The organism is Brevundimonas subvibrioides ATCC 15264 (assembly GCF_000144605.1).
GTDB lineage: Bacteria > Pseudomonadota > Alphaproteobacteria > Caulobacterales > Caulobacteraceae > Brevundimonas > Brevundimonas subvibrioides.
Window position 1 is genome coordinate 2,816,843 of the sequence record NC_014375.1, and the last position, 19,141, is coordinate 2,835,983.

Here is a 19,141-nt window from a genome sequence, read left to right on the forward strand (position 1 = left end):
ATACGGGCGGCGCGGCCGCCTGGACCCTTCAGATTACGCCTCCCCCAACGCCCGGATATGGGCCAGGGCCGAGCGGCCCAGTCCTTCAAGGTCGTAACCGCCCTCCAGCGAAGAGACAACCTTGCCGCCGCAACGACGGCGCGCGACCTCCAGCACCGCGCGGGTCGCCCAGGCGAAATCCTCGGCCTCCAGTGACTGATGCGCCAGGGGATCGCGGCGGTGGGCGTCGAAACCGGCGGAGATCAGGATCAGGTCGGGGGCGAAGTCGTCGAGCGCCGGCATCAATCCGCCGGCAAAACTGGCGCGCCATGATTCGCGCGCGGCATGGGGCTCGACCGCGACATTGACGATGTTGCCGACGCCGGTCTCGGAGGGCGCGCCGGTGCCGGGATAGAGGGGCATCTGGTGGATCGAGGCCAGGAACAGGCTGTCGTCGGCCTCGAAAGCGGCCTGGGTGCCGTTGCCGTGGTGGACGTCGAAATCGACCACGGCGACGCGGGCCATGCCGAGGGTCTGGGCGACCCGGGCGGCGACGGCGACGTTGGAGAACAGGCAGAAGCCCATGGCCTGGTCCGGCTCGGCATGGTGGCCGGGCGGACGGACGGCGGCGAAGGCGCGGGCGGTCCGGCCCTCCGCCACCGCGCGCACGGCGTCGATGACCGCTCCGGCGGCGAGGCGGGCGGCCCGGACGCTGCCGGAGGACAGGATCGTGTCGGCGTCCAGCTGCGCCAGGCCCTGCGCGGGCGAGGCCTCGATCATGCGGGAGACGTAGGCGGCCGGGTGGATCCGCTCCAGATCGGTGACGGCGGCCTCGGTGGCGGCGCAACGGTCCAGCGACAGGTCCGAATCGTCGAGCGCGGCGAGGACGGCGGCGAGTCGCTCGGGGCGTTCGGGATGCCCCGCGCCGGGCGCGTGGGCGATCATGTCGGGGTGGGTGAACAGGGAGACGGACATGGGCCCAGACTAGGCGTTCGCGCGCGGGGACGGAACGCGTTTCTCTGCGCATCGGCCCCGCTCCGGCGAAACGGGGCGATGGGTTGCGATGCGGACGACCGGACCCATCTGAACGGCCAGGTCGCGGCTTCGCGGCGAAGGACACCCCCATGAAAGCCATCGGCACCCCCGGCCCCCTTCCGGCCGACGACCCCGCAGCCCTGGTGGCGTTCGACGCGCCCGAGCCGGTGTTGAAGCCCCACGACCTGCTGGTCTCGGTCAGGGCCGTCAGCGTCAATCCGGTCGACGTGAAGGTCCGGGGCAGCCGCCAGCCCGAGGCCGGCCAGCCGAGCATCCTGGGCTATGACGCGGCCGGGATCGTGACCGCCACCGGCAGCGACGTCAGCCTGTTCAAGGTCGGGGACGAAGTCTTCTACGCCGGCCAGATCGACCGCCCGGGCTCGAACGCCGAGCGGCAGGCCGTCGACGAACGGATCGTGGGGCGCAAGCCGGAGCGGCTGGGATTTGACGAGGCGGCGGCCCTGCCGCTGGTCTCGATCACGGCCTGGGAGCTGCTGTTCGACCGGATGCACGCCGGGCGCGACGAGGACGAGACCCTGCTGGTCGTCGGTGGGGCCGGCGGCGTGGGCTCGGTCCTGATCCAGCTGGCGCGGGCCATCACCGGCCTGCGTGTGGTCGCCACGGCCGCGCGGCCCGAAACCCAGGCCTGGTGTCTGGAGATGGGCGCCCACGCGGTCATCGACCACAGCGGACCGATCGACGAGGCCCTGACCGCCGCCGGGGAGCGGGCGCCGAAATACATCGCCGCCCTGACCCACACGACCGACCACTTCGAGGCCCTGGCACGGGCCGTTGCCGTCCAGGGCGTGATCGGGGCGATCGACGACTTCAAGGGCCTGCCGGTCGAACTGCTGAAGCCCAAGACGGCCGGGTTCGTGTGGGAGTTCATGTTCGCCCGCTCGCTGCATCAGACGCCCGACATGATCCAGCAGCACCACATCCTGACCGAGATCGCGCGTCTGGTGGAGGCCGGCCAGATGCGCAGTCCGCTGACCGAGACCCTGGGGGCGATGACCGTCGAGACCCTGCTGGAAGGCCACCGCCGGCTGCAGAGCGGCGCGACCATCGGCAAGGTCGCTCTGGACGCGATCTGAGGCTATGGGGCGGGCATGACCGACGTTGTGATCCGCCCCGCCCGCCCCGAGGACGCCGCCGCCCTGGGCGCTGTGGGCCGCCAGACCTTCATCGACACCTTCGTGGCCGGGGACGGGTTCGCCATCCCCTACCCCGCCGACGATCTGGCCGCGTTCCTCGACGCCAGCTTCAGCCCCGAGGCCACGGCGCGCAAACTCGCGGAGCTAGGCGCGGCCTGGTGGGTGGCCGAGGGGCCGGACGGCGCGCTGCTGGCCTTCGCCAATGCGGGGTCGAACACCCTGCCCCATCCGGACGGCCGACCCGGCCACATGGAGCTTCGCCGGCTGTATGTGGGCAAGGCCGCCCAAGGGCTGGGTCTGGGAACCCGGCTTCTGACCCTGTCGCTGGAGTGGATGGAGGCGAACACCGACGGCCCCCTGTGGATCGGCGTCTGGAGCGGAAACCTGAAGGCGCAGAAACTCTATGCCGCCCATGGATTCGAGAAGGCGGGAGAGTACCAGTACCCGGTCGGGGCGTGGCTGGACGACGAGTTCATCTTGCGGCGCGGCTGAGCGAGGTTCAGGGTTTCAGCCATGCTCCTCCCCTTCTTCACCGCCCTGCGGCAGGCCAGGGTTCCGGTCTCGACCAAGGAATGGCTCCATCTGATGGAGGCCATGGACAAGGACGTGGCGGGCGGTCGGGTCGAGGACTTCTATCACCTGTCGCGCGCAGTGCTGGTCAAGGACGAGAAGCACTACGACCGGTTCGACCAGGTGTTCGGCACGGTGTTCAAGGGCATCGAGACCATCGCCGCGGGCGATGAGCCCACGCTGGACGTGCCCGAGGACTGGCTGAGGCTGCTGAACTCCAAGTTCCTGACCGACGAGGAGAAGGCCGAGATCGAGGCGCTGGGCGGCTTCGCCAAGCTGATGGAGACGCTGAAGCAGCGGATGGAGGAGCAGAAGGAGCGTCACGAGGGCGGGTCCAAATGGATCGGCACCGGCGGCACCAGCCCCTTCGGCCACGGCGGCTACAATCCCGAGGGCGTGCGTATCGGAGGACCGGCCAAACAGGGGCGTGCGGTCAAGGTCTGGGAGAAGCGCGAATACCGCAACCTGGACGACACAGTCGAGTTGGGGACGCGCAACATCAAGGTCGCCCTGCGTCGGCTGCGGCGGTTTGCGCGCGAAGGCGCGGCCGAGGAACTGGACATCGACGGCACGATCGACGGCACGGCGCGGCAGGGCTGGCTGGACATCCGCATGCGGCCGGAGCGGCGAAACACCATCAAGGTGCTGCTGTTCCTCGACGTCGGCGGGTCGATGGATGGTCACATCAAGCTGTGCGAGGAGCTGTTCTCCGCCGCGAAGACCGAGTTCAAGAATCTGGAGTTCTTCTACTTCCACAACTGCCTTTACGAGGGCGTCTGGAAGGACAACCGCCGCCGGCACGCGGAGAAGATCCCGACCTGGGACCTGCTGAACAAATACCCCGGCGACTGGCGCGCGATCTTCGTCGGCGACGCGACCATGAGCCCCTATGAAGTGACCATGCCCGGCGGCTCGGTCGAGCACTGGAACGAGGAGGCCGGGGCGGTCTGGATGCGACGGGCCCGGCTGCAGTGGGACAAGTCGGTGTGGCTGAACCCGGTGGCCGAACGTTACTGGAGCTATACCGCGTCGGTGAAGCTGCTCAGCGAGGTCATGGACGAGCGGATGTATCCGCTGACGCTCGACGGACTCGACCGGGCGATGCGGGCCCTGACGCGCTAGTCGCGGCAGTGACGCAGAGGTGAGATGCGGCGCGCCGCCGCCTGTGTCACCGTGGGTTGCAACCCGGAGGGCCCACCGATGCTGACCGCGCTGATGATGGCAACAATGCTGCAACAGGCGGCACCCGTCTGGGACGCCCCGCGTGCAGAGCCGGCGGCCGTCGCGGAGATGGCCGCGCCCCCGCCCGACCTGCCTGCCTGGGCCCTGGCCGATCCGTTCGGCTGGGAGCGATCGCAGTGCAGCCCGCTGCTCCGGAAGGACGCCTCCATGGAGGCCTGCCAGGCACGGGTGCGGCACGACCTGTCGGCCGCCCTCGGCGATCGCCTGCCGGCGGGCCTGCAGCCCCCGGGCGAGCCGGTGCCGTGTCTGGCCACGCCGGACGATACGGGTGCCTATCCGGTCCAGTGCGGCCTGCCGGAACGGCGCACGGCCCAGAGCGTGACGCCCCGCATCGCCGAATGCCGGTCCCGCCCCGCCCGTCAGGGCGGATCGGTCGCCTTCGTGACCGAATGCGAACCGGAGGCCGGCGAGACGCGCGGCCTGACCTTCCGGCTCGGCGACCGCGACTGAGCCAGACCGCAAAAAGGCCGCCCCGGGTGGAGCAGCCCTTTCGTGTTTCGTCGAGGCGGAAACCTAGTTGCGCTTGTCGTTGTCGCGCAGGGTGTCCTTGATGCCACCGACGGTGTTCTGGACCTTGCCTTCGACCTGATCGGCGCGGCCTTCGGCTTTCAGTTTCTCGTCACCGGTCAGTTTGCCGGCGGCTTCCTTGATGTTGCCACCAATGTTCTTGGCGGCACCTTCGATGCGGTCATGATCGGCCATGGGAGGCTCCTGACATTCGGCGTCGCCCCATCGGCGGCGCTTCGACATCAAAAGCGAATGACCGAAAGAGGCGTTCCGTATGCTGGCGCTTAGCGCCTGAGCCATTTCGCCACGGCCCAGGCGTGGGCGTCGTGGCGAAGCTCGGCCAGGGCCGTGCGCGGATGCAGCCAGACCAGTTCGTGATCGGCCTCGATCTTTCGCGCCGGATCGAGGGCCAGCCTCTCGGCGATCCAGAAGCCGCCGACGTTGTTGACCGGGTCGCCATCGGACTTGCGAAAGAACTGGCCGGCCTCGGCGATGCGGTGCAGGGGCCGGACGGTCATCCCGGTCTCTTCGACGAACTCGCGGATCAGGGCCTGCGTCTCTGTCTCGTCGCCATCGACCGCGCCGCCGGGCAGATCATAGTAGGGCGTGTCGCGGGTCACCCGGACGCAGGCGATCTTCTCGTCGTGGAATACCAGCCCGAAGACGGCGGGGCGAAGGCGGTAGTCGCTGTCGGGATCGGCCTGGCCGAACTGGAGAGCGGGGTTCAAAGGTCGAAGGCCAGTCGGGCCCGCACGCCCTTGTGCGCGCCGTCGAACTCCACGGCCGAGCGAAGGCCCGACGCCATGGCGGTGATGATCTTGCCGCCCAGGCCGGTGCCCTTGGGCTTACCGTCGCCGAGGCCCGGCCCGTCGTCCTCGACCGTCAGGATCGCGCGACCGGCCGCGTCCGGCTCCAGGATCACCCGGATTTCGCCGGTCTGGCCGGGCGCATAGGCGTATTTGACCGCATTGGTGACCAGCTCGGTCACCACCACCCCGAGGGACACGGCCTGATCGGTGGTGACCCGCATGGCGCTGGCCGTCAGCGCGATGTTGGGCGAACAGTCGTCCGGGCCGAGGGATTTGGACAGTTCGTCGACCAGACCCTCAAGATAGGCCTGCATGTCCACCGTCTCCATGTCGCCGGACGTGTAGAGGCGGCGGTGGACGTGGGCGACGGCCTCGATCCGCGCCTGGGCCTCCTTCAGCGCGCTGCGGGCCCCCTCGTCGGCCAGATGGCGCAGTTGCAGGGACATGAAGGTCGAGACCAGCTGCAGCGAATTTCCGACCCGGTGATTCACCTCGCGCAGCATGGCCTCGGCGCGGTCGCGGGCCAGACGGACCTGCTCCTGGGCCTCCTCGTTCTCGCGTTCCAGGCGGCGGCGCAGCAGCGCGTCTTCCAGCGCCGAGCGCAGCAGGGCGGTGAAGTCCTCGGACACGTCCTTGATGACATAGTCCGCCGCGCCGGCGCGCAGGGCGGCGACGGCGATCCGGCCTTCCTGAGCCCCGGTGACGTAGACGACCGGCGGTGGCGCGGGGCGGTGCAGCAGGTCGGGCAGCACATCGAGGCCGTCGCGACCCGGCATGTAGTGGTCCAGCGCGCACACGTCGTAGTCGGCGGCGTCCAGCGCCGCGATCCCCGAATCGCCATCGGCCGCCAGGGTCACCTCGTAGCCGTGACGGCCGAGTTCCTTCTGCACGAGCCGCGAAAGCCCGCGGTCGTCGTCGATGTAGAGCAGCCGGATGGGCGGCTTTTCAGGCGTCATTCGATATCCGGTGCCTGCATGACCGACAGGAACAGGCCCAGCTGCCGGATGGCCCCGGCGAAGCTCTCATAGTCGACGGGCTTGGTGATGTAGACGTTGCAGCCCAGATCGTAGCAGCGCTGGATCTCGGTCTTGTCGTCGGTGGTGGTCAGGACCACGACCGGCGCGCGCTTGAGCCGGTCGTCCTTCTTCACCTCCGCGAGGATGTCGGTGCCGCTCATGTCCGGCAAGTTCAGGTCCAGCAGGATCAGCATCGGGCCGTTGGCGCGGACCTCCTCGCTGAACAGATAGTCGAGCGCCGGCTGGCCGTGGTCGAAATGGACGATCTCGTTGGAGATGTTGGCCCGGCGGATGTTCTTCTCGATCAGCTTGGCGTGGCCGTGATCATCCTCGACCATCACGATCTTGACGGGATTGCTGTTGGTCAAAGGGTATCTCCGGCGTCGTCGAGGATGAGGCGTTTGGGGAATTTCAGGCGGAATGTCGAGCCTTCGCCCAGGACGGAGTCGACATCGATGGAACCGCCCAGACGTCGAACGCTGTTCCGCACGAAGGCCAGACCCAATCCCTCGCCCTGCTGGTCCTGCCGGCCCGCGCGGCGGAACAGTTCGAAGATGCGTTCGTGGTCCTTCTCTGCGATGCCGCGCCCATTGTCCTTGATGGCATATTCGACCCAGCCGCCGGGCAGATCGCTGCCCGTGATCTCGATCCGGCCCGGCCGTCCGGGCTGAAGGTATTTCACCGCATTGTCGATCAGATTGCCGATGATCTGCTCCATCGACAGGCGGTCGCTTTCGAACGGCACGATCTCGCCGACGACGAACTCGGTCTCCGTCGCCTCAAGCTGATGGCGCACGCTGTCGGCGGCCCGGGACGCCATCGCCCCGACGTCGAGCGTCTCTGGCACCAGATTGCGCCGGCCCTCGCGCGACAGCTTCAGGATCGCATTGATCAGCCGGTCCATCTTTTCGGTGGACGCGCGGATGAAGCCCACGGCCTCGGGGATGTCCTCGCGGGCGGCCGTCAGCGCATCGCGTTCGAGCAGTTCCGGGGCCTGGGTCTCGACCTTGGTCATCTGCAGGTCGATCGTCTTGCCGGCCTGTTCCAGTTCGGCGGTGTAGCCCATGACGTTGACCAGCGGTGAGCGCAGGTCGTGACTGACGATGTAGGCGAAGCGCTGCACCTCCTCGGTCGAGCGCATCAGGGCGGCCGTGCGCGCCCTGACGGTCTCCTCCAGCCCCGCGTTGACGCGGTCGATGGCGGCCTGGGCGTCCTGGAGTTCCAGCAGGTAGCGGCGGACGAGCAGGAACACGATGCCCGCCAGCGCCAGGATCAGCACGCCGGCCACGCCATTGACGACGAGGGTGACCAGGGCCGACGATTCCGATGCGGCGCGGCGCTCGGCGAGGCGGCTGCCCATCCTCTGATCAAAGGTGCCGAGCTCTCCCTCCAGCTGGCGCATCAGTTCCCGGCCGTCGCCCGCGCTGATCCGCTCGACCGCGGCCCGCCCCTGGCCTGATCGGCTGAGCGCCAAGACCTCGTTCATCTCCAGGATCTTGTCGCGTGACAGCCGGGTGATGGCCTCCACCGTGGCCGCATCCTCGGGGTCAGCGCCGAGCTTTTCCCCCAACTGGTCGACCAGATAGGTCTGACCGTCGACCGCCTGCTCATAGGCGAGCATGAAGCCGGACTGGCCCGTGAGGACGTAGCCCCGTTGCGCCGCCTCGGCGTCCTTCATGTTGATCTGGATGATGCGGCCGGCCCGTCGCGCCTGCCAGGTCCGCTCCACCTGATCGTTGAAGGCGGCGGTGCGCTGGATCATGACGTAGGTCGTCGCGTTCACGGCCAGCAGAAGAATCATCGCCGCCGCCAGAAGCAGAACGATCGACCGCCCCAGTGTACGCTGGCGCAACAATGTGCGGATGTGGGCGAAAAGCGCGGAAATCTTCGTCATGTCCGCCGAGCTTTAGCGGAGCGGTATCGCCTGTCCAGAGAAGTCGTTCGCGGCGCAACACATGCAGGCCTAAAGCATTCCGACAACAAGCTGTGCCGTTTTAGGGAGTCTGATTTCATGGTGTCCTGGTGGTGGTTCATCCCGGCGGCCGTGGCCGTGATCGGAGCCTTGCTGCTGATCAGCGGGCTGACCGCGCTGTTCAAGGGGCGGTTCCTCGGCGGTCTGTTCGGATCCGCGGCCGGCGGCGTGCTGCTGGCCGGTGGGCTGGGAGCGGCGCTGCTGGGCCAGAACATCCAGACCTACGCGCGCCTGACCTACGAGCGGCCGGTCGCGGCCCTGACGGTGCGCCAGCTTGCCCCCCAGTATTTTGAGGTCACCGTCACCCAGCCCGCCACCGCGGACCTGCCGGCCCGGACGGCGGTGTACCCGGTCAACGGCGACGAATGGCGGATGGAGGCGCAGGTCCTGAAGTGGAAGCCCTGGGCCAATGTGATCGGACTGGACAGCCAGTACCGTCTGGATCGCCTGTCCGGGCGCTATCAGGACATCGACCAGGAACGCACCGGAGCGCGCAGCGTCCACGCCCTGTACCGTGAGGAACCCGGGACGATCGCGGGCGTCCAGATGCCGTGGTCGCCCAGTGCCTGGGACATGGCCCGGAAGTACCGCCGCTACGTCGACGCCGTCGACACCCTCTATGGCTCGGCCGCCTATATGCCGATGGCGGACGGCGCGGCCTACGAGGTCTGGATCACCCAGTCGGGGCTGATCGCCCGGCCGACGAACGACGCGGCGCGGGCGGCGTCGGCCGGCGGGTTCGTGCAGGTGAACTAGACGCTGCCCAGGGTGCGCAACCGCGCCTTGGGGTGGACCTCGTTCTGGCTCATGACGACGGTCTGGCCGCGGAATCGTTCGATGATGGAGCGGACGTAGGGCCGGATCTGCGGACCGGTCAGCAGGACCGCGCTCTCACCCGACATCGCGGCGCGCTCGAACACGTCGCGGACCGCGCGAATGAAGTCCTGCAGCCGCGACGGCGCCATGGCCAGTTGCTTGTCCTCGCCGCCGCCGACCAGCGCCTCGGCGAAGGCGTTCTCCCATTCCGGCGACAGGGTGATGATCGGCAGGGCCCCGTCCTCGCCCTTGTACTGCCAGCACAGCTGACGGGCCAGGCGGGTGCGGACGTGCTCGACCAGGGTGGTCACCGAGGACGAATGCGGGGCCGCCTCGGCCAGGCCTTCGAGGATGGCCCCCAGATCGCGGATCGAGACCTTCTCGCGCAGCAGGGCCTGCAGCACGCGCTGGAGCGTCGTGACGGTGACGACCGACGGGACCAGTTCGTCGACCAGCTTTTTCTCCTCGACCCCCAGTTCCTTGATCAGCTTCTGCACCTCGGCATAGCTGAGCAGGTCGGCCATGTTCTCCTTGAGGATCTCGGTCAGGTGGGTGGTCAGCACCGTCGAGGGATCCACGATGGTGTAGCCGCGGAAGGTCGCCTCCTCGCGCAGGCTCTCGTCGATCCAGGTCGCGGGCAGGCCGAAGGCGGGTTCCTTCGTGTGTTCGCCCGGCAGTTCGACCTGGCGGCCGGCCGGGTCCATCGCCATCAGGGAGCCCAGACGCACCTCGCCCTGCCCGGCCTCCATCTCCTTGATCCGGATGGCGTAGCCCTGGGTCGGCAGGCGCATGTTGTCGAGGATACGGACCGACGGCATGACGAAGCCGTACTCCTGGGCGAGAGCGCGACGCAGGGCGCGGACCTGATCGGTCAGGCGGCGGCCCTCCAGGTCGTTGATGAGGGTCAGCAGCGAATAGCCCAGTTCGATCTTGACCTCGTCGATGGTCAGGGCCGTGCCGATGGGTTCCTCGACGTCGTCCTTGGGCTTGGCGTTGACGGCGTCGTTCTCGACCGGCTGGGGCTTCAGACGGGCCCGGCCGAGGCGCCAGGACATGATGCCCGCGCCGATGGCGAGCGCCGCGAAGGGGATGATCGGCATGCCGGGGATCAGGGCCAGCAGCCCGGCGGCGGCCGACACCATGCCCAGGCTGACGGGGTTGGTGGCCAGCTGGGCCACCAGAGCCTTGTCGGCCGAGCCCTCGACGCCCGCCTTGGACACCAGGAAGCCGGCGGCGATCGAGATGATGATGGCGGGGACCTGGGTCACCAGACCGTCGCCGATGGTCAGCTGGATATAGGTGTTGGCGGCCTCGCCGATCGGCAGGCCGTGCTGGATCGTGCCGATCAGGATGCCGCCGATGGCATTGATGGCCACGATGATCAGGCCCGCCATGGCGTCGCCACGCACGAACTTGGACGCACCGTCCATGGCCCCGAAGAAGGTCGATTCCTGCTCCAGTTCCTTGCGCCGCAGCTTGGCCTGGTCCTCGGTGATCAGGCCGGAGGACAGGTCGGCGTCGATGGCCATCTGCTTGCCCGGCATGGAGTCCAGGGTGAAGCGGGCGCTGACCTCGGCGATGCGGGTCGAGCCCTTGGTGATGACGACGAAATTGACCACCAGGATGATGGCGAAGATGATGATGCCGATGATGAAGCTGCCGCCCATCATCAGGGCGCCGAAGGCGTTGATGACCTGACCGGCGGCGTCGTGGCCCTCGTGGCCGTGGGTCAGGACGAGGCGCGTCGACGCCAGGTTCAGGCCCAGCCGGAACAGGGTCGAGATCAGCAGCACGGTCGGGAAGATGGCGAAGTCCAGGGGGCGCTTCATCATCAGCGCCGTCATCAGGATCAGCACCGACGAGACCAGGCTGATGGCCAGCAACAGGTCGAGCAGGAATTTGGGGACAGGCAGAATGAGGAGAAGGATGACTCCGATGACGCCGACGGCCATGCCGACCTCGCCGCGCAGCAGCCAGCCCCGGATGTCGCCGCCGGTCGGACGGGCCATGCCGTCCTTCATCATCACGGGCGCGTCGGTCATGCGCGACCGAGCCGGGCCAGGGCCATCCGCGTCGCCTGCGCGATCACGGCGGCGTTCTGGCTGTCCGAGGTCTCACGCGTGGCGTGGTAGTAGGCGGCGACGATGACCGGCTCGCCCGAAGGCGGATACAGGATGCCGATGTCGTTGGTCGGGCCATAGCCTCCGGTGCCCGTCTTGTGCGCCACGCGCCAGTCAGCCGGGACGCCGGCCTTGAGCCGGTCCGTCCCGGTCGGCGAGGTGAACATCCAGCCCAGCAGCATCGTCTTCGAGTCCGCCGACAGGGGCGAGGTCGGGTCGACGAACAGGCGGTGCAGATTGGCGACCGACCGGGCGGGCGTCATGGTGTCCTTGATGCCGTCGAGGCGGTTCATCTCGGGCTCGAACCGGTCGACCGTGGTGCTGTCGTCCCCGATGCCGCGATAGAAGGCCCGCATGGCCTCGAGACCGCCCAGCGCCTTGAGCAGCAGGTTGGCGCCGGGGTTGTCGGAGACTTCGACCACGGCCTGCATCAGGCGTTCGACCGACAGGCTGGAGCCGATGGCGGGCTCGGTCACCGGAGCATGGGAGACCATGTCGGCGCGGGTGACCGGAACGGCGCGGTCGAGCCGTTCCTGGCCCGCCTGCACGCGCATCAGGGTCGCGGCCGACAGATACATCTTGAACGTCGAGCAATAGACGAACCGCTCGTCGCCGCGCGCGGTCAGGCGGCGGCCCGAGCCGAGATCGTGGGCGACGAAGCCGATCCGGCCGCCGTTGTCAGCCTCCAGGGCGGACAGGTCGAACGTTTCCGGCACGACCGGGGTCGGGGCATCGGCCGGGGCGGCCTGCGGCGCGCAGCCGATCAGGCCCAGCGCACCCATGGCGGTCAGGACGCTTCTGCGGTCCGCGACGATCATCCTAGGCCGCGCTCGCGCCGTAGCCGGTCGTGGCGATGCCGGTCTGGGGCGCCATGATCCGGGTGCCCTCGTCGGCGTATTCGTTGAGCTTGTTGCGCAGCGTCCGGATCGAGATGCCCAGGATGTTGGCCGCGTGCGTGCGGTTGCCCAGGCAGTGGGTCAGGGTGTCGAGGATCAGGGTCTTTTCCATCTGGGCGACGGTCTGGCCGACATAGGCCCGGGACACCGCGTCGGCGGTCTGGGCGGCACGACCCGCCAGCCCGTTGTCCACAGCCCCGCCCACAGCCCCCATCAACGGTTGCCCGTCCGGCAGGCGGATGGCCTCGGCGTCGATTTCCGGCCCGACGGCCAGCAGGACCGCGCGGTGCATGGCGTTTTCCAGCTCGCGCACATTGCCCGGCCAGCGGTGGGCGGCCAGGGCGCGACGCGCGTCCAGCGACAGCGGCCGGACCGGGACGCCGTTGGCGGCGGCGTATTTCTTGACGAAGTGATCGGCCAGGACCGCCACATCGCCGGGGCGTTCGCGCAGCGCGGGCAGCCGCAAGTTCACGACGTTCAGGCGGTACAGCAGGTCCTCGCGGAAGGTGCCCTCGGCGACCGCCTTGGCCAGGTCGCGGTTGGAGGTGGCGATGATACGGATGTTCACCGGCACGGGCTTGGTGCCGCCGACCCGGTCGATGATGCGCTCCTGGATGGCGCGCAGGAGCTTGGCCTGGAGACGGGTGTCCATCTCCGAGATTTCGTCCAGCAGCAGGGTGCCGCCGTCGGCCTCCTCGAACTTGCCGATGCGACGGGCGACCGCACCGGTGAAGGCCCCCTTCTCGTGGCCGAACAGCTCGGATTCCAGCAGGTTGTCGGGGATGGCGGCGCAGTTGACGCTGATGAACGGACGCTCGGCGCGCTTGGAATGGGTGTGGAGGTAACGGGCCATCACCTCCTTGCCGACGCCGCTTTCGCCGGTGATCAGGATGGAGGCTTCCGAGCGGGCGACCTGGTCGGCCAGCTTGATGACGGCCTGCATCGACGGATCGGCCGAGATCAGAGGCCGCTCGTCGTCGGCGACGGCGGCCAGGACGGCGGCGATCAGGTCCGCTTCGGGCGGGAGCGGAATGAACTCCTTGGCCCCGGCCCGGATGGCGGCGGCGGCCTTGTCGGCATCGTTGTCGACCCCGCAGGCGACCACCGGCACGAAGATCCGCTCGGCCTCGTTGGCGGCGATCAGGGCGGCGATGTCGAGGTTGTAGTCGACCATAAGCAGGTCGGCCCCCTGCCCGCGTCGCAGCTGTTCCGTCGCCTGATCCGTGCGCTCGACGTGATTGACCTTGGCGCCGTGCGCCATGGCCATCTTCACCGCCGCCGCGAGCTGGCCCGAGAGCCGTCCAACCACCAGAAGCCGCATGGGTCTTCTCCTCTACTTCTTACGCGCGACCCGAACGCCTAGGCGTTCGAATCCTCGGTCTTGATGATTTCCGTCATGGTCACGCCGAGGCGATCCTCGACGACGACGACCTCCCCGCGGGCGACGAGACGGTTGTTCACGAAAATGTCGATGGCCTCGCCGACCTTGCGGTCCAGCTCGAGCACCGAGCCACGATTGAGCTTCAGCAGCTGGGCCACGGTCATGTGGGCCTTGCCCAGGACGGCTGAGATGTTGACCGGCACGTCGAAGACGGTGGCCAGGTCGGCGGCCGACTTGTCCCCGGCTTCGTCGAGGGTGGCCAGGGCGGTGGAGTCCGGAAACTCCTCGAGGGCGAGATCGTCGGCCATCAGTGTTGACCTCCATGGTCGAGGGATTCGGCATGCCCGGCCTCGGCGGCGAGGGCGGACCTGAGAGCGGTGGCGATGCGGTCGGCGGCGGCGGCCGGATCGAAGTCGGCGCGGCCGTCGGCCCATTCCAGCTGGAAAGCGGCGACCGGCAGGGAGGGATCGTCACGGAAGGCGACGAGGCCGGAGAAGCCCGAGTCGATGCACAGGGCCTGGATCCTGTTACGCGCCGCCTCGTCCAGCCCGGAGGCCCGGACGACCAGCCGTGGCGAGGCGTCGATCTCCTGACCCAGGGTCTCGAGCGCGGACTGCAGCGGCCCGGTCGGCAGGTGATCCAGGGCGGCAGCGGCGATGACGCGCGCGGCGGCCAGGGCCAGGTCGGCCGCGTGTTCGCGGTGCTGGTGCGCCACCTGGTTCAGGGCCGGCGCCGCCATGGCGACCGCCTGGCCGATGGCGGACAGGGCCATGGCCGACAGGCTCTCGATCTCGGCCAGCGCCGCCTCGCGGGCCTCCAGCCGGGCCTGGGCGACCAGGGCCTCGACCTCGGCCGGCATATAGGCGCGCTTGGTAGGCCGGAAGGCGGAGGGGCGCACGACCGAGCCGGCGTCGTCGAACTCGGTGTCGAAGACGAAGGGGCGGCTGTTGAGGGGGGCTGTCTCGACCATGTCAGTAGATCAGCTCGTCGTCGCCGGAGGCCCCGGCCAGCATGATCTCGCCGCGCGCCGCCAGGTCCTTGGCGACCTGCACCATGGCCATCTGGGCGGTGTCGACATCCTTGAGCCTCACGGGGCCCATGGATTCCATGTCCTCGCGCATGATCTTGGACGCGCGCTCGCTCATGTTGGTGAAGAACATCTCGCGCAGGGGCTCGGACGCGCCCTTGAGCGCGAGACCCAGGGAATCCTTCTCGACGGCCCGCAGCAGGGTCTGGACGCCGCCGGGGTCGAGCTTCGACAGGTCCTCGAACACGAACATCAGGGCGCGGATCCGCTCGGCCGACTCGCGGTTGCGTTCCTCCAGCGCGCCGATGAAGCGGGCCTCGGTCTGGCGGTCGAAACTGTTGAAGATGTCCGCCATCATCTCGTGGCTGTCGCGCTTGGAGGTGCGGGCCAAGTTCGACATGAACTCGGTGCGCAGCGTCTGCTCGATCTTGTCCAGGATCTCGCGCTGAACCGGCTCCATGCGCAGCATGCGCTGGACGCACTCCAGGGCGAAGTCCTCGGGCAGGGACGTCAGCACCCGGGCGGCATGGTCCGGCTTCACCTTGGACAGGACCACAGCGACGGTCTGGGGGTATTCGTTCTTCAGATAGTTGGCGAGGACCGCCTCGTTCACATTGCCCAGCTTGTCCCACATGGTGCGACCGGCGGGACCGCGGATTTCCTCCATCAGCCCTTCGACGCGTTCGGGCGGCATGAAGGAGGCGAGCAGCCGCTGGGTCTGTTCGAAGCTGCCCATGACGGCACCCGAGCCGGACATGCCCGAGACGAACTCGACCATCAACTCCTCGACCACCCCGGCCGAGACCGTGCCCAGCGAAGCCATGGCCTGGGAGATTTCCTTGACCTCGTCGTCGTCCAGCCCCTGCCACAGGCGGGTGTGATCCTCGCCCAGGGCAAGCAGGATCACAGCGGCCTTCTCGGGGCCGGACAGCTTCTTGGCGTCATCGACGGACGCTTTCTTTGAGGCCATCCGGGCGGGCATCAGCCTTCGTGCACCCAGCTGCGCAGGATGGAGGTCGACTCATCCGGATGCTTCTCGACGAAGTCCGCCACCTTCTTGACCGAGGACGCCTTCACCTGACCCTCGATGCGCGCGATGTCGATGCGCTGCTCCATCTCGGACGGGCCCGGCAGCTGTCCCATGGAGCCGCCGACCATCGTGGTCTGCAGCGAGGTGACCGGGATCTGACCGCCACCGGCCATCGCCATCTGCTGGCCGCCGCCCGAGGCGCTCTTCAGGAGGGGACGCAGGACGAAGAAGATCAGAAGCAGGGCCGTGACCAGCAGCACCAGCAGTTCGACGCCCCGCATGATGTCGTTCTTGGTGAAGTTCAGCAGCGGCGATCCGCCGTCGGTGCCGCCGGCCGACACCAGGGCGTCGCGGTTGAAGCGGACGTTGGTCACCCGGACCTGGTCGCCGCGCTCTTCGTTGAAGCCCATGGCCGCCTTCACCAGATCCTCGATCTGGGTGATCTCCTCGGCCGTGCGCGGCGCGTAGGTCGCCTCGCCGCCCGGCTCGGCGGCGGGGGTCAGCTTGCCGTCGACGGCGACCGCGACCGACAGCTTCTTGACCTCGCCGGGCTCCTTGACCGTCGTCGTGGTGGTGTTCGAGATCTCGTAGTTGGTCGTCTCGGTGTTGGCGCTTTCGGTCGACCCCGCCGGGGTGGTGGCCGGGGCGGCCCCGCCGGGGATGTTGTTGGTGGCCGTGGCCCCGCCGTCGGCGACGCCCGTCGTGTCCTGGGACTGGGTGCCGTTGGTCGAGGTCGAGCGGACGACCTGGCCGTCCGGATCGTATTTCTGCTCCTGGGTGGTGGAGCGGGTCATGTCGATGTCGGCGGTGACCTGGACCCGCGCGGCGCCGGGGCCGACGACGCCCTCGACCAGATCCTTGATGCGCTGCTGCAGCTGGGCCTCGGTCGCGCCCTTGGCTTCCTCGGCCGTCGCGGAACTGAAGCCCGCCTCGTCGTCCGCAGCGGCCAGGGTCTGGTTGGTCTCGTCGACGACCGTGACCTTGTTGGGCTTCAGGTTGGGCACCGACGAGGCAATCACGGCCCGGATGGCCCGGACCTGGTCCGACGAGAGCTTGCGACCGCCCAGACCCACGACGACGGACGCGGTGGGCTCGGCGGCATCCTGCTGGAACAGCTCGCGCTTGGGCAGGGCGATGGCGACGCGGGCCGACTGGACGCCACGCATCGACATGATGGTGCGGGCCAGTTCGCCCTGCAGGGCGCGCTGCTCGCTGATCTGCTGCTGGAATTCGGTCTGGCCCAGCACGGACTGGGTGTCGAACAGCTCGTAGCCGACAGAGCCGGAGGTCACGAGCCCCTTGCCTGCCAGCATCAGCCGCGCCTCGCCCACCTGGTCGCGGTTGACCATGATCGTCGAACCGTCGCCGCGCGTCGAATAGGGGATGCCGGACTGCTCCAGCGAGGCGGTGATCTCGCCCGCTTCGCGCAGGTCCAGGTTGGAATAGAGCAGCGCGTCGGGGGCCTGGCCGACGCGCAGCATCAGGGCGACCAGCACGGCAGCCACGCCCGCGCCGACGCCCAGCACCATGGCGAGGCGGCCGATCCCGAATCTCTGCAACGCCGCCGTAAAGCCGCCCACGCGTCCCCGCCCAAATACTGTCGCGGGAGCCCAGACCCCTCCGCTAGGCAGAAACTGCCGCCCGTCTGGTTAACGGCGGTTTAAGTGTCGGGGTGAACGGCGAGAAAGTGTCAGGCCGGCGAGGACATCGCCCGCCCCCGAAGGCAGGATCGCCGCCGGATCCGCGAGCACCGCCGCCACATCCCGAAAGACGACTTCGGCCTGAAGGTCGCGGTTCAGCAGATGCCAGCCGTCGGGATACCAGGCCGTGCGCAGGTTCGGTGGATCGCCCGCCTGGACAAGGGCGCGCCGCATCGGACCGGGCTCGATGATCTGGTCGTGCGCCCCGTACATCAGCATCGTCGGGACGCGGACCTGACCCAGCTGGCGCGCGGCGCTCTCCATCAGGTCGACGAGGCCGGACAGGGTGTCGAACCGGGTCGCCCGGATGAACAGGGGATCGGTGCCGTTGGCGACCAGCTCGGCCAGATTGTCGGTGGCGCGGATGTCGCGCACGGCCCAGTCCGGGGCCTCGACGGCGCGTCCGCCCAGAAGGCGGGCGGCGGCCCAAAGGCTGGCGCGGTTGGCGACGTTCTGGCTGGACCAGCCCCAGACGGCCGGGGCCAGCAGGATGGCCTGGTCGGCGACGGGCGGGCGATCGGACGCGAAGGCGCAGATGGCCACCGCACCGCCCATGCTTTCGCCCGCCACGGCGATGCGCGCCGTCGGATGCCGCGCGCGGACCAGGGCGACGACGGTGCGCAGGTCCTCGACCAGCAGGGCCTCCCCCGCCCAGGCGCCGCGCCCCGGGGCACCGCCGAAACCCCGCTGGTCATAAGCATAGGTCGCGATGCCCCGCTCGGCCCACCAGGGGCCGGCCAGACGCCAGGCGGAGGCGTGATCGTTCATGCCGTGAAGGGCGATGACGACGGCCCGGGGCTCGGTCGAACCCGGTGACCATCGGCGATACGGCAGGCGCGCGCCGTCCTGCACGACGAAGGCTCCCGGCTCGATCCGGGGACCGGTGAAGCCCGGCGGGGGCGCAAGCGGCGACTGGACATAGGGGGAGGCGCAGGCCCCCAGCCCCAGCATCAACCCCGTCAGCAGCGTCCGCCGGATCATCCGCGGAGCATGCCCTGAACCCTCTGGCGAAGATACGGCACGACCTCGGCCTCGAACCACGGATTGCGCCGCAGCCAGGCGGTGTTGCGCCACGACGGGTGCGGCAGGGGAAGGACGGCGGGCCCGTAGTCGCGCCAGGCGCGGACGGTGTCGGTCATGGTCGACTTCGCGCGATCGCCGAGGGCCCAGACCTGGGCGTGACCGCCCACCAGCAGGGTCAGCTCCATCCGCGGCAGGGCCTGCAGCAGCCGGGGCCGCCACAGCTCGGCGCAGCGACGCGGCGGCGGATAGTCTCCGCCCTTCGGCGCGGTGCCCGGATAGCAGAAGGCCTGGGCCGCGACGCCGATCCTGTGGTCGGCGTAGAAGGTCTCGTGGTCGACGCCCATCCAGTCGCGCAGGCGGTCGCCGGAGGGGTCGGTGAACGGCAGGCCGCTTTCGTGCACGCGCCGTCCGGGGGCCTGGCCGCAGATCAGCAGCCGGGTCTCGGGAAAGACGCGAACGACCGGGCGCGGAGTATGGGGCAGCTCACCCAGACAGGCGCGGCAGGCCCGGATGTCCGAAAGGACGGCGTCCAGATCAGACGAAGTCGTCATCGACCTCGGGCTTGGGCGGCAGGGCCGCGAGCGCCGCGGCCGTCTCGGCCTCCGTCGGCAGACGCAGCCGGGTCACACCCCGGAAGTTCGCGGGATCCACGACCTTGCCCTTCTTGGTGATCGTCAGCCGGCCCTGACGCATCAGGTGCAGGGCGGTCGCACGGACCTTGGGCAGGACGCGCTGCCACTGCTCTGTCTGGATGTGCTTGGCCACGTCCGCGGGCTCGACGGACTTGCCGCCGACGCCCTTGGGGTCGGCTTTTGCCAGGGTTTCGAAAATTGCCGCTTCGATTGGATCGCTCATCGGTCCTAT

21 protein-coding genes are annotated in these 19,141 nt (G+C 68.8%); 5 read left to right on the top strand and 16 right to left on the bottom strand.

The genetic code is table 11. The features are described from left to right. Nucleotides 1-33 precede the first annotated feature (33 nt). Nucleotides 34-954 (bottom strand): histone deacetylase family protein, encoded by a 921-nt coding sequence (locus tag BRESU_RS13950; RefSeq protein WP_013270204.1) that lies wholly within the window; start codon nt 952-954, stop codon nt 34-36. 149 nt (nt 955-1,103) lie between these two features. Between BRESU_RS13950 and BRESU_RS13955 the strand changes: the two genes are divergently transcribed. The 4 genes from BRESU_RS13955 to BRESU_RS13970 all read left to right on the top strand — a co-directional run bounded on the left by BRESU_RS13955 (nt 1,104) and on the right by BRESU_RS13970 (nt 4,430). Then, entirely contained in the window at nt 1,104-2,108 is a 1,005-nt protein-coding gene (locus BRESU_RS13955; RefSeq protein WP_013270205.1) for a zinc-binding alcohol dehydrogenase family protein, read from the top strand. A 15-nt stretch (nt 2,109-2,123) separates the two neighbouring features. Further along, nucleotides 2,124-2,660, top strand: a complete 537-nt coding sequence (locus BRESU_RS13960; RefSeq protein WP_013270206.1) for a GNAT family N-acetyltransferase — start codon at nt 2,124-2,126, stop codon at nt 2,658-2,660. 21 nt (nt 2,661-2,681) lie between these two features. Further along, nucleotides 2,682-3,860, top strand: coding sequence for a vWA domain-containing protein (locus BRESU_RS13965; protein ID WP_013270207.1), 1,179 nt, complete (start codon nt 2,682-2,684; stop codon nt 3,858-3,860). Between the two features lie 78 nt (nt 3,861-3,938). Further along, nucleotides 3,939-4,430 (top strand): hypothetical protein, encoded by a 492-nt coding sequence (locus tag BRESU_RS13970; protein ID WP_013270208.1) that lies wholly within the window; start codon nt 3,939-3,941, stop codon nt 4,428-4,430. 63 nt (nt 4,431-4,493) lie between these two features. Here BRESU_RS13970 and BRESU_RS13975 read toward each other — a convergent pair whose 3' ends face one another. The 5 genes from BRESU_RS13975 to BRESU_RS13995 form a co-directional block, all read right to left on the bottom strand. After that, complete coding sequence (locus BRESU_RS13975) at nt 4,494-4,682, bottom strand: CsbD family protein (protein WP_013270209.1); 189 nt, start codon at nt 4,680-4,682, stop codon at nt 4,494-4,496. Nucleotides 4,683-4,771: 89 nt separating this feature from the next. Then, the gene (locus tag BRESU_RS13980) at nt 4,772-5,215 is read right to left on the bottom strand and encodes an NUDIX hydrolase (protein ID WP_013270210.1); all 444 of its coding nucleotides are present in this window, start codon (nt 5,213-5,215) and stop codon (nt 4,772-4,774) included. Further along, nucleotides 5,212-6,252, bottom strand: coding sequence for a sensor histidine kinase (locus BRESU_RS13985; protein WP_013270211.1), 1,041 nt, complete (start codon nt 6,250-6,252; stop codon nt 5,212-5,214). The genes BRESU_RS13980 and BRESU_RS13985 overlap by 4 nt, the downstream gene beginning before the upstream one ends. Next, entirely contained in the window at nt 6,249-6,650 is a 402-nt protein-coding gene (locus BRESU_RS13990) for a response regulator (RefSeq protein WP_083777603.1), read from the bottom strand. Before BRESU_RS13990 ends, BRESU_RS13985 begins: the two co-directional genes overlap by 4 nt. 26 nt (nt 6,651-6,676) lie before the next feature. Then, nucleotides 6,677-8,206, bottom strand: coding sequence for a sensor histidine kinase (locus tag BRESU_RS13995; protein WP_013270213.1), 1,530 nt, complete (start codon nt 8,204-8,206; stop codon nt 6,677-6,679). 117 nt (nt 8,207-8,323) lie between these two features. Between BRESU_RS13995 and BRESU_RS14000 the strand changes: the two genes are divergently transcribed. Then, a complete protein-coding gene (locus tag BRESU_RS14000) occupies nt 8,324-9,040 on the top strand; it encodes a hypothetical protein (RefSeq protein WP_013270214.1) in 717 nt (238 codons plus the stop codon). Here BRESU_RS14000 and flhA read toward each other — a convergent pair. The 10 genes from flhA to BRESU_RS14050 all read right to left on the bottom strand — a co-directional run bounded on the left by flhA (nt 9,037) and on the right by BRESU_RS14050 (nt 19,132). After that, nucleotides 9,037-11,124 (bottom strand): flagellar biosynthesis protein FlhA, encoded by a 2,088-nt coding sequence (gene flhA, locus BRESU_RS14005; RefSeq protein WP_050762578.1) that lies wholly within the window; start codon nt 11,122-11,124, stop codon nt 9,037-9,039. The genes BRESU_RS14000 and flhA overlap by 4 nt on opposite strands. A 14-nt stretch (nt 11,125-11,138) precedes the next feature. After that, nucleotides 11,139-12,038, bottom strand: coding sequence for a class A beta-lactamase (gene bla / locus BRESU_RS14010; RefSeq protein ID WP_013270216.1), 900 nt, complete (start codon nt 12,036-12,038; stop codon nt 11,139-11,141). A 1-nt stretch (nt 12,039) separates the two neighbouring features. Continuing rightward, nucleotides 12,040-13,437, bottom strand: coding sequence for a sigma-54-dependent transcriptional regulator FlbD (gene flbD, locus BRESU_RS14015; protein ID WP_013270217.1), 1,398 nt, complete (start codon nt 13,435-13,437; stop codon nt 12,040-12,042). A 38-nt stretch (nt 13,438-13,475) separates the two neighbouring features. Continuing rightward, entirely contained in the window at nt 13,476-13,808 is a 333-nt protein-coding gene (fliN, locus tag BRESU_RS14020) for a flagellar motor switch protein FliN (protein WP_156796324.1), read from the bottom strand. Next, the gene (locus BRESU_RS14025) at nt 13,805-14,467 is read right to left on the bottom strand and encodes a FliH/SctL family protein (RefSeq protein ID WP_013270219.1); all 663 of its coding nucleotides are present in this window, start codon (nt 14,465-14,467) and stop codon (nt 13,805-13,807) included. Before BRESU_RS14025 ends, fliN begins: the two co-directional genes overlap by 4 nt. Before the next feature lies 1 nt (nt 14,468). Next, a complete protein-coding gene (gene fliG, locus BRESU_RS14030) occupies nt 14,469-15,506 on the bottom strand; it encodes a flagellar motor switch protein FliG (protein WP_013270220.1) in 1,038 nt (345 codons plus the stop codon). Continuing rightward, nucleotides 15,506-17,134, bottom strand: a complete 1,629-nt coding sequence (gene fliF / locus BRESU_RS14035) for a flagellar basal-body MS-ring/collar protein FliF (protein WP_013270221.1) — start codon at nt 17,132-17,134, stop codon at nt 15,506-15,508. The genes fliG and fliF overlap by 1 nt, the downstream gene beginning before the upstream one ends. A gap of 69 nt (nt 17,135-17,203) precedes the next feature. After that, nucleotides 17,204-18,235, bottom strand: coding sequence for an alpha/beta fold hydrolase (locus BRESU_RS14040; protein ID WP_013270222.1), 1,032 nt, complete (start codon nt 18,233-18,235; stop codon nt 17,204-17,206). Next, entirely contained in the window at nt 18,232-18,828 is a 597-nt protein-coding gene (locus BRESU_RS14045) for a uracil-DNA glycosylase family protein (protein ID WP_013270223.1), read from the bottom strand. Before BRESU_RS14045 ends, BRESU_RS14040 begins: the two co-directional genes overlap by 4 nt. Beyond that, nucleotides 18,812-19,132, bottom strand: a complete 321-nt coding sequence (locus BRESU_RS14050; protein WP_013270224.1) for a DUF3253 domain-containing protein — start codon at nt 19,130-19,132, stop codon at nt 18,812-18,814. The genes BRESU_RS14045 and BRESU_RS14050 overlap by 17 nt, the downstream gene beginning before the upstream one ends. Nucleotides 19,133-19,141 lie beyond the last annotated feature (9 nt).

Bases quoted from the DNA above. Each gene is read 5' to 3' on its own strand.
- BRESU_RS14045 (WP_013270223.1), bottom strand. From the start codon at position 18,828: ATGACGACTTCGTCTGATCTGGACGCCGTCCTTTCGGACATCCGGGCC.
- fliG (WP_013270220.1), bottom strand. From the start codon at position 15,506: ATGCCCGCCCGGATGGCCTCAAAGAAAGCGTCCGTCGATGACGCCAAG.
- BRESU_RS13955 (WP_013270205.1), top strand. From the start codon at position 1,104: ATGAAAGCCATCGGCACCCCCGGCCCCCTTCCGGCCGACGACCCCGCA.
- flbD (WP_013270217.1), bottom strand. From the start codon at position 13,437: ATGCGGCTTCTGGTGGTTGGACGGCTCTCGGGCCAGCTCGCGGCGGCG.
- BRESU_RS13985 (WP_013270211.1), bottom strand. From the start codon at position 6,252: ATGACGCCTGAAAAGCCGCCCATCCGGCTGCTCTACATCGACGACGAC.
- BRESU_RS13965 (WP_013270207.1), top strand. From the start codon at position 2,682: ATGCTCCTCCCCTTCTTCACCGCCCTGCGGCAGGCCAGGGTTCCGGTC.
- BRESU_RS13960 (WP_013270206.1), top strand. From the start codon at position 2,124: ATGACCGACGTTGTGATCCGCCCCGCCCGCCCCGAGGACGCCGCCGCC.
- bla (WP_013270216.1), bottom strand. From the start codon at position 12,038: ATGATCGTCGCGGACCGCAGAAGCGTCCTGACCGCCATGGGTGCGCTG.
- BRESU_RS14050 (WP_013270224.1), bottom strand. From the start codon at position 19,132: ATGAGCGATCCAATCGAAGCGGCAATTTTCGAAACCCTGGCAAAAGCC.
- BRESU_RS13995 (WP_013270213.1), bottom strand. From the start codon at position 8,206: ATGACGAAGATTTCCGCGCTTTTCGCCCACATCCGCACATTGTTGCGC.
- flhA (WP_050762578.1), bottom strand. From the start codon at position 11,124: ATGATGAAGGACGGCATGGCCCGTCCGACCGGCGGCGACATCCGGGGC.
- BRESU_RS13970 (WP_013270208.1), top strand. From the start codon at position 3,939: ATGCTGACCGCGCTGATGATGGCAACAATGCTGCAACAGGCGGCACCC.
- BRESU_RS14025 (WP_013270219.1), bottom strand. From the start codon at position 14,467: ATGGTCGAGACAGCCCCCCTCAACAGCCGCCCCTTCGTCTTCGACACC.
- BRESU_RS13950 (WP_013270204.1), bottom strand. From the start codon at position 954: ATGTCCGTCTCCCTGTTCACCCACCCCGACATGATCGCCCACGCGCCC.
- BRESU_RS14040 (WP_013270222.1), bottom strand. From the start codon at position 18,235: ATGATCCGGCGGACGCTGCTGACGGGGTTGATGCTGGGGCTGGGGGCC.
- BRESU_RS14000 (WP_013270214.1), top strand. From the start codon at position 8,324: ATGGTGTCCTGGTGGTGGTTCATCCCGGCGGCCGTGGCCGTGATCGGA.
- BRESU_RS13990 (WP_083777603.1), bottom strand. From the start codon at position 6,650: ATGGTCGAGGATGATCACGGCCACGCCAAGCTGATCGAGAAGAACATC.
- BRESU_RS13975 (WP_013270209.1), bottom strand. From the start codon at position 4,682: ATGGCCGATCATGACCGCATCGAAGGTGCCGCCAAGAACATTGGTGGC.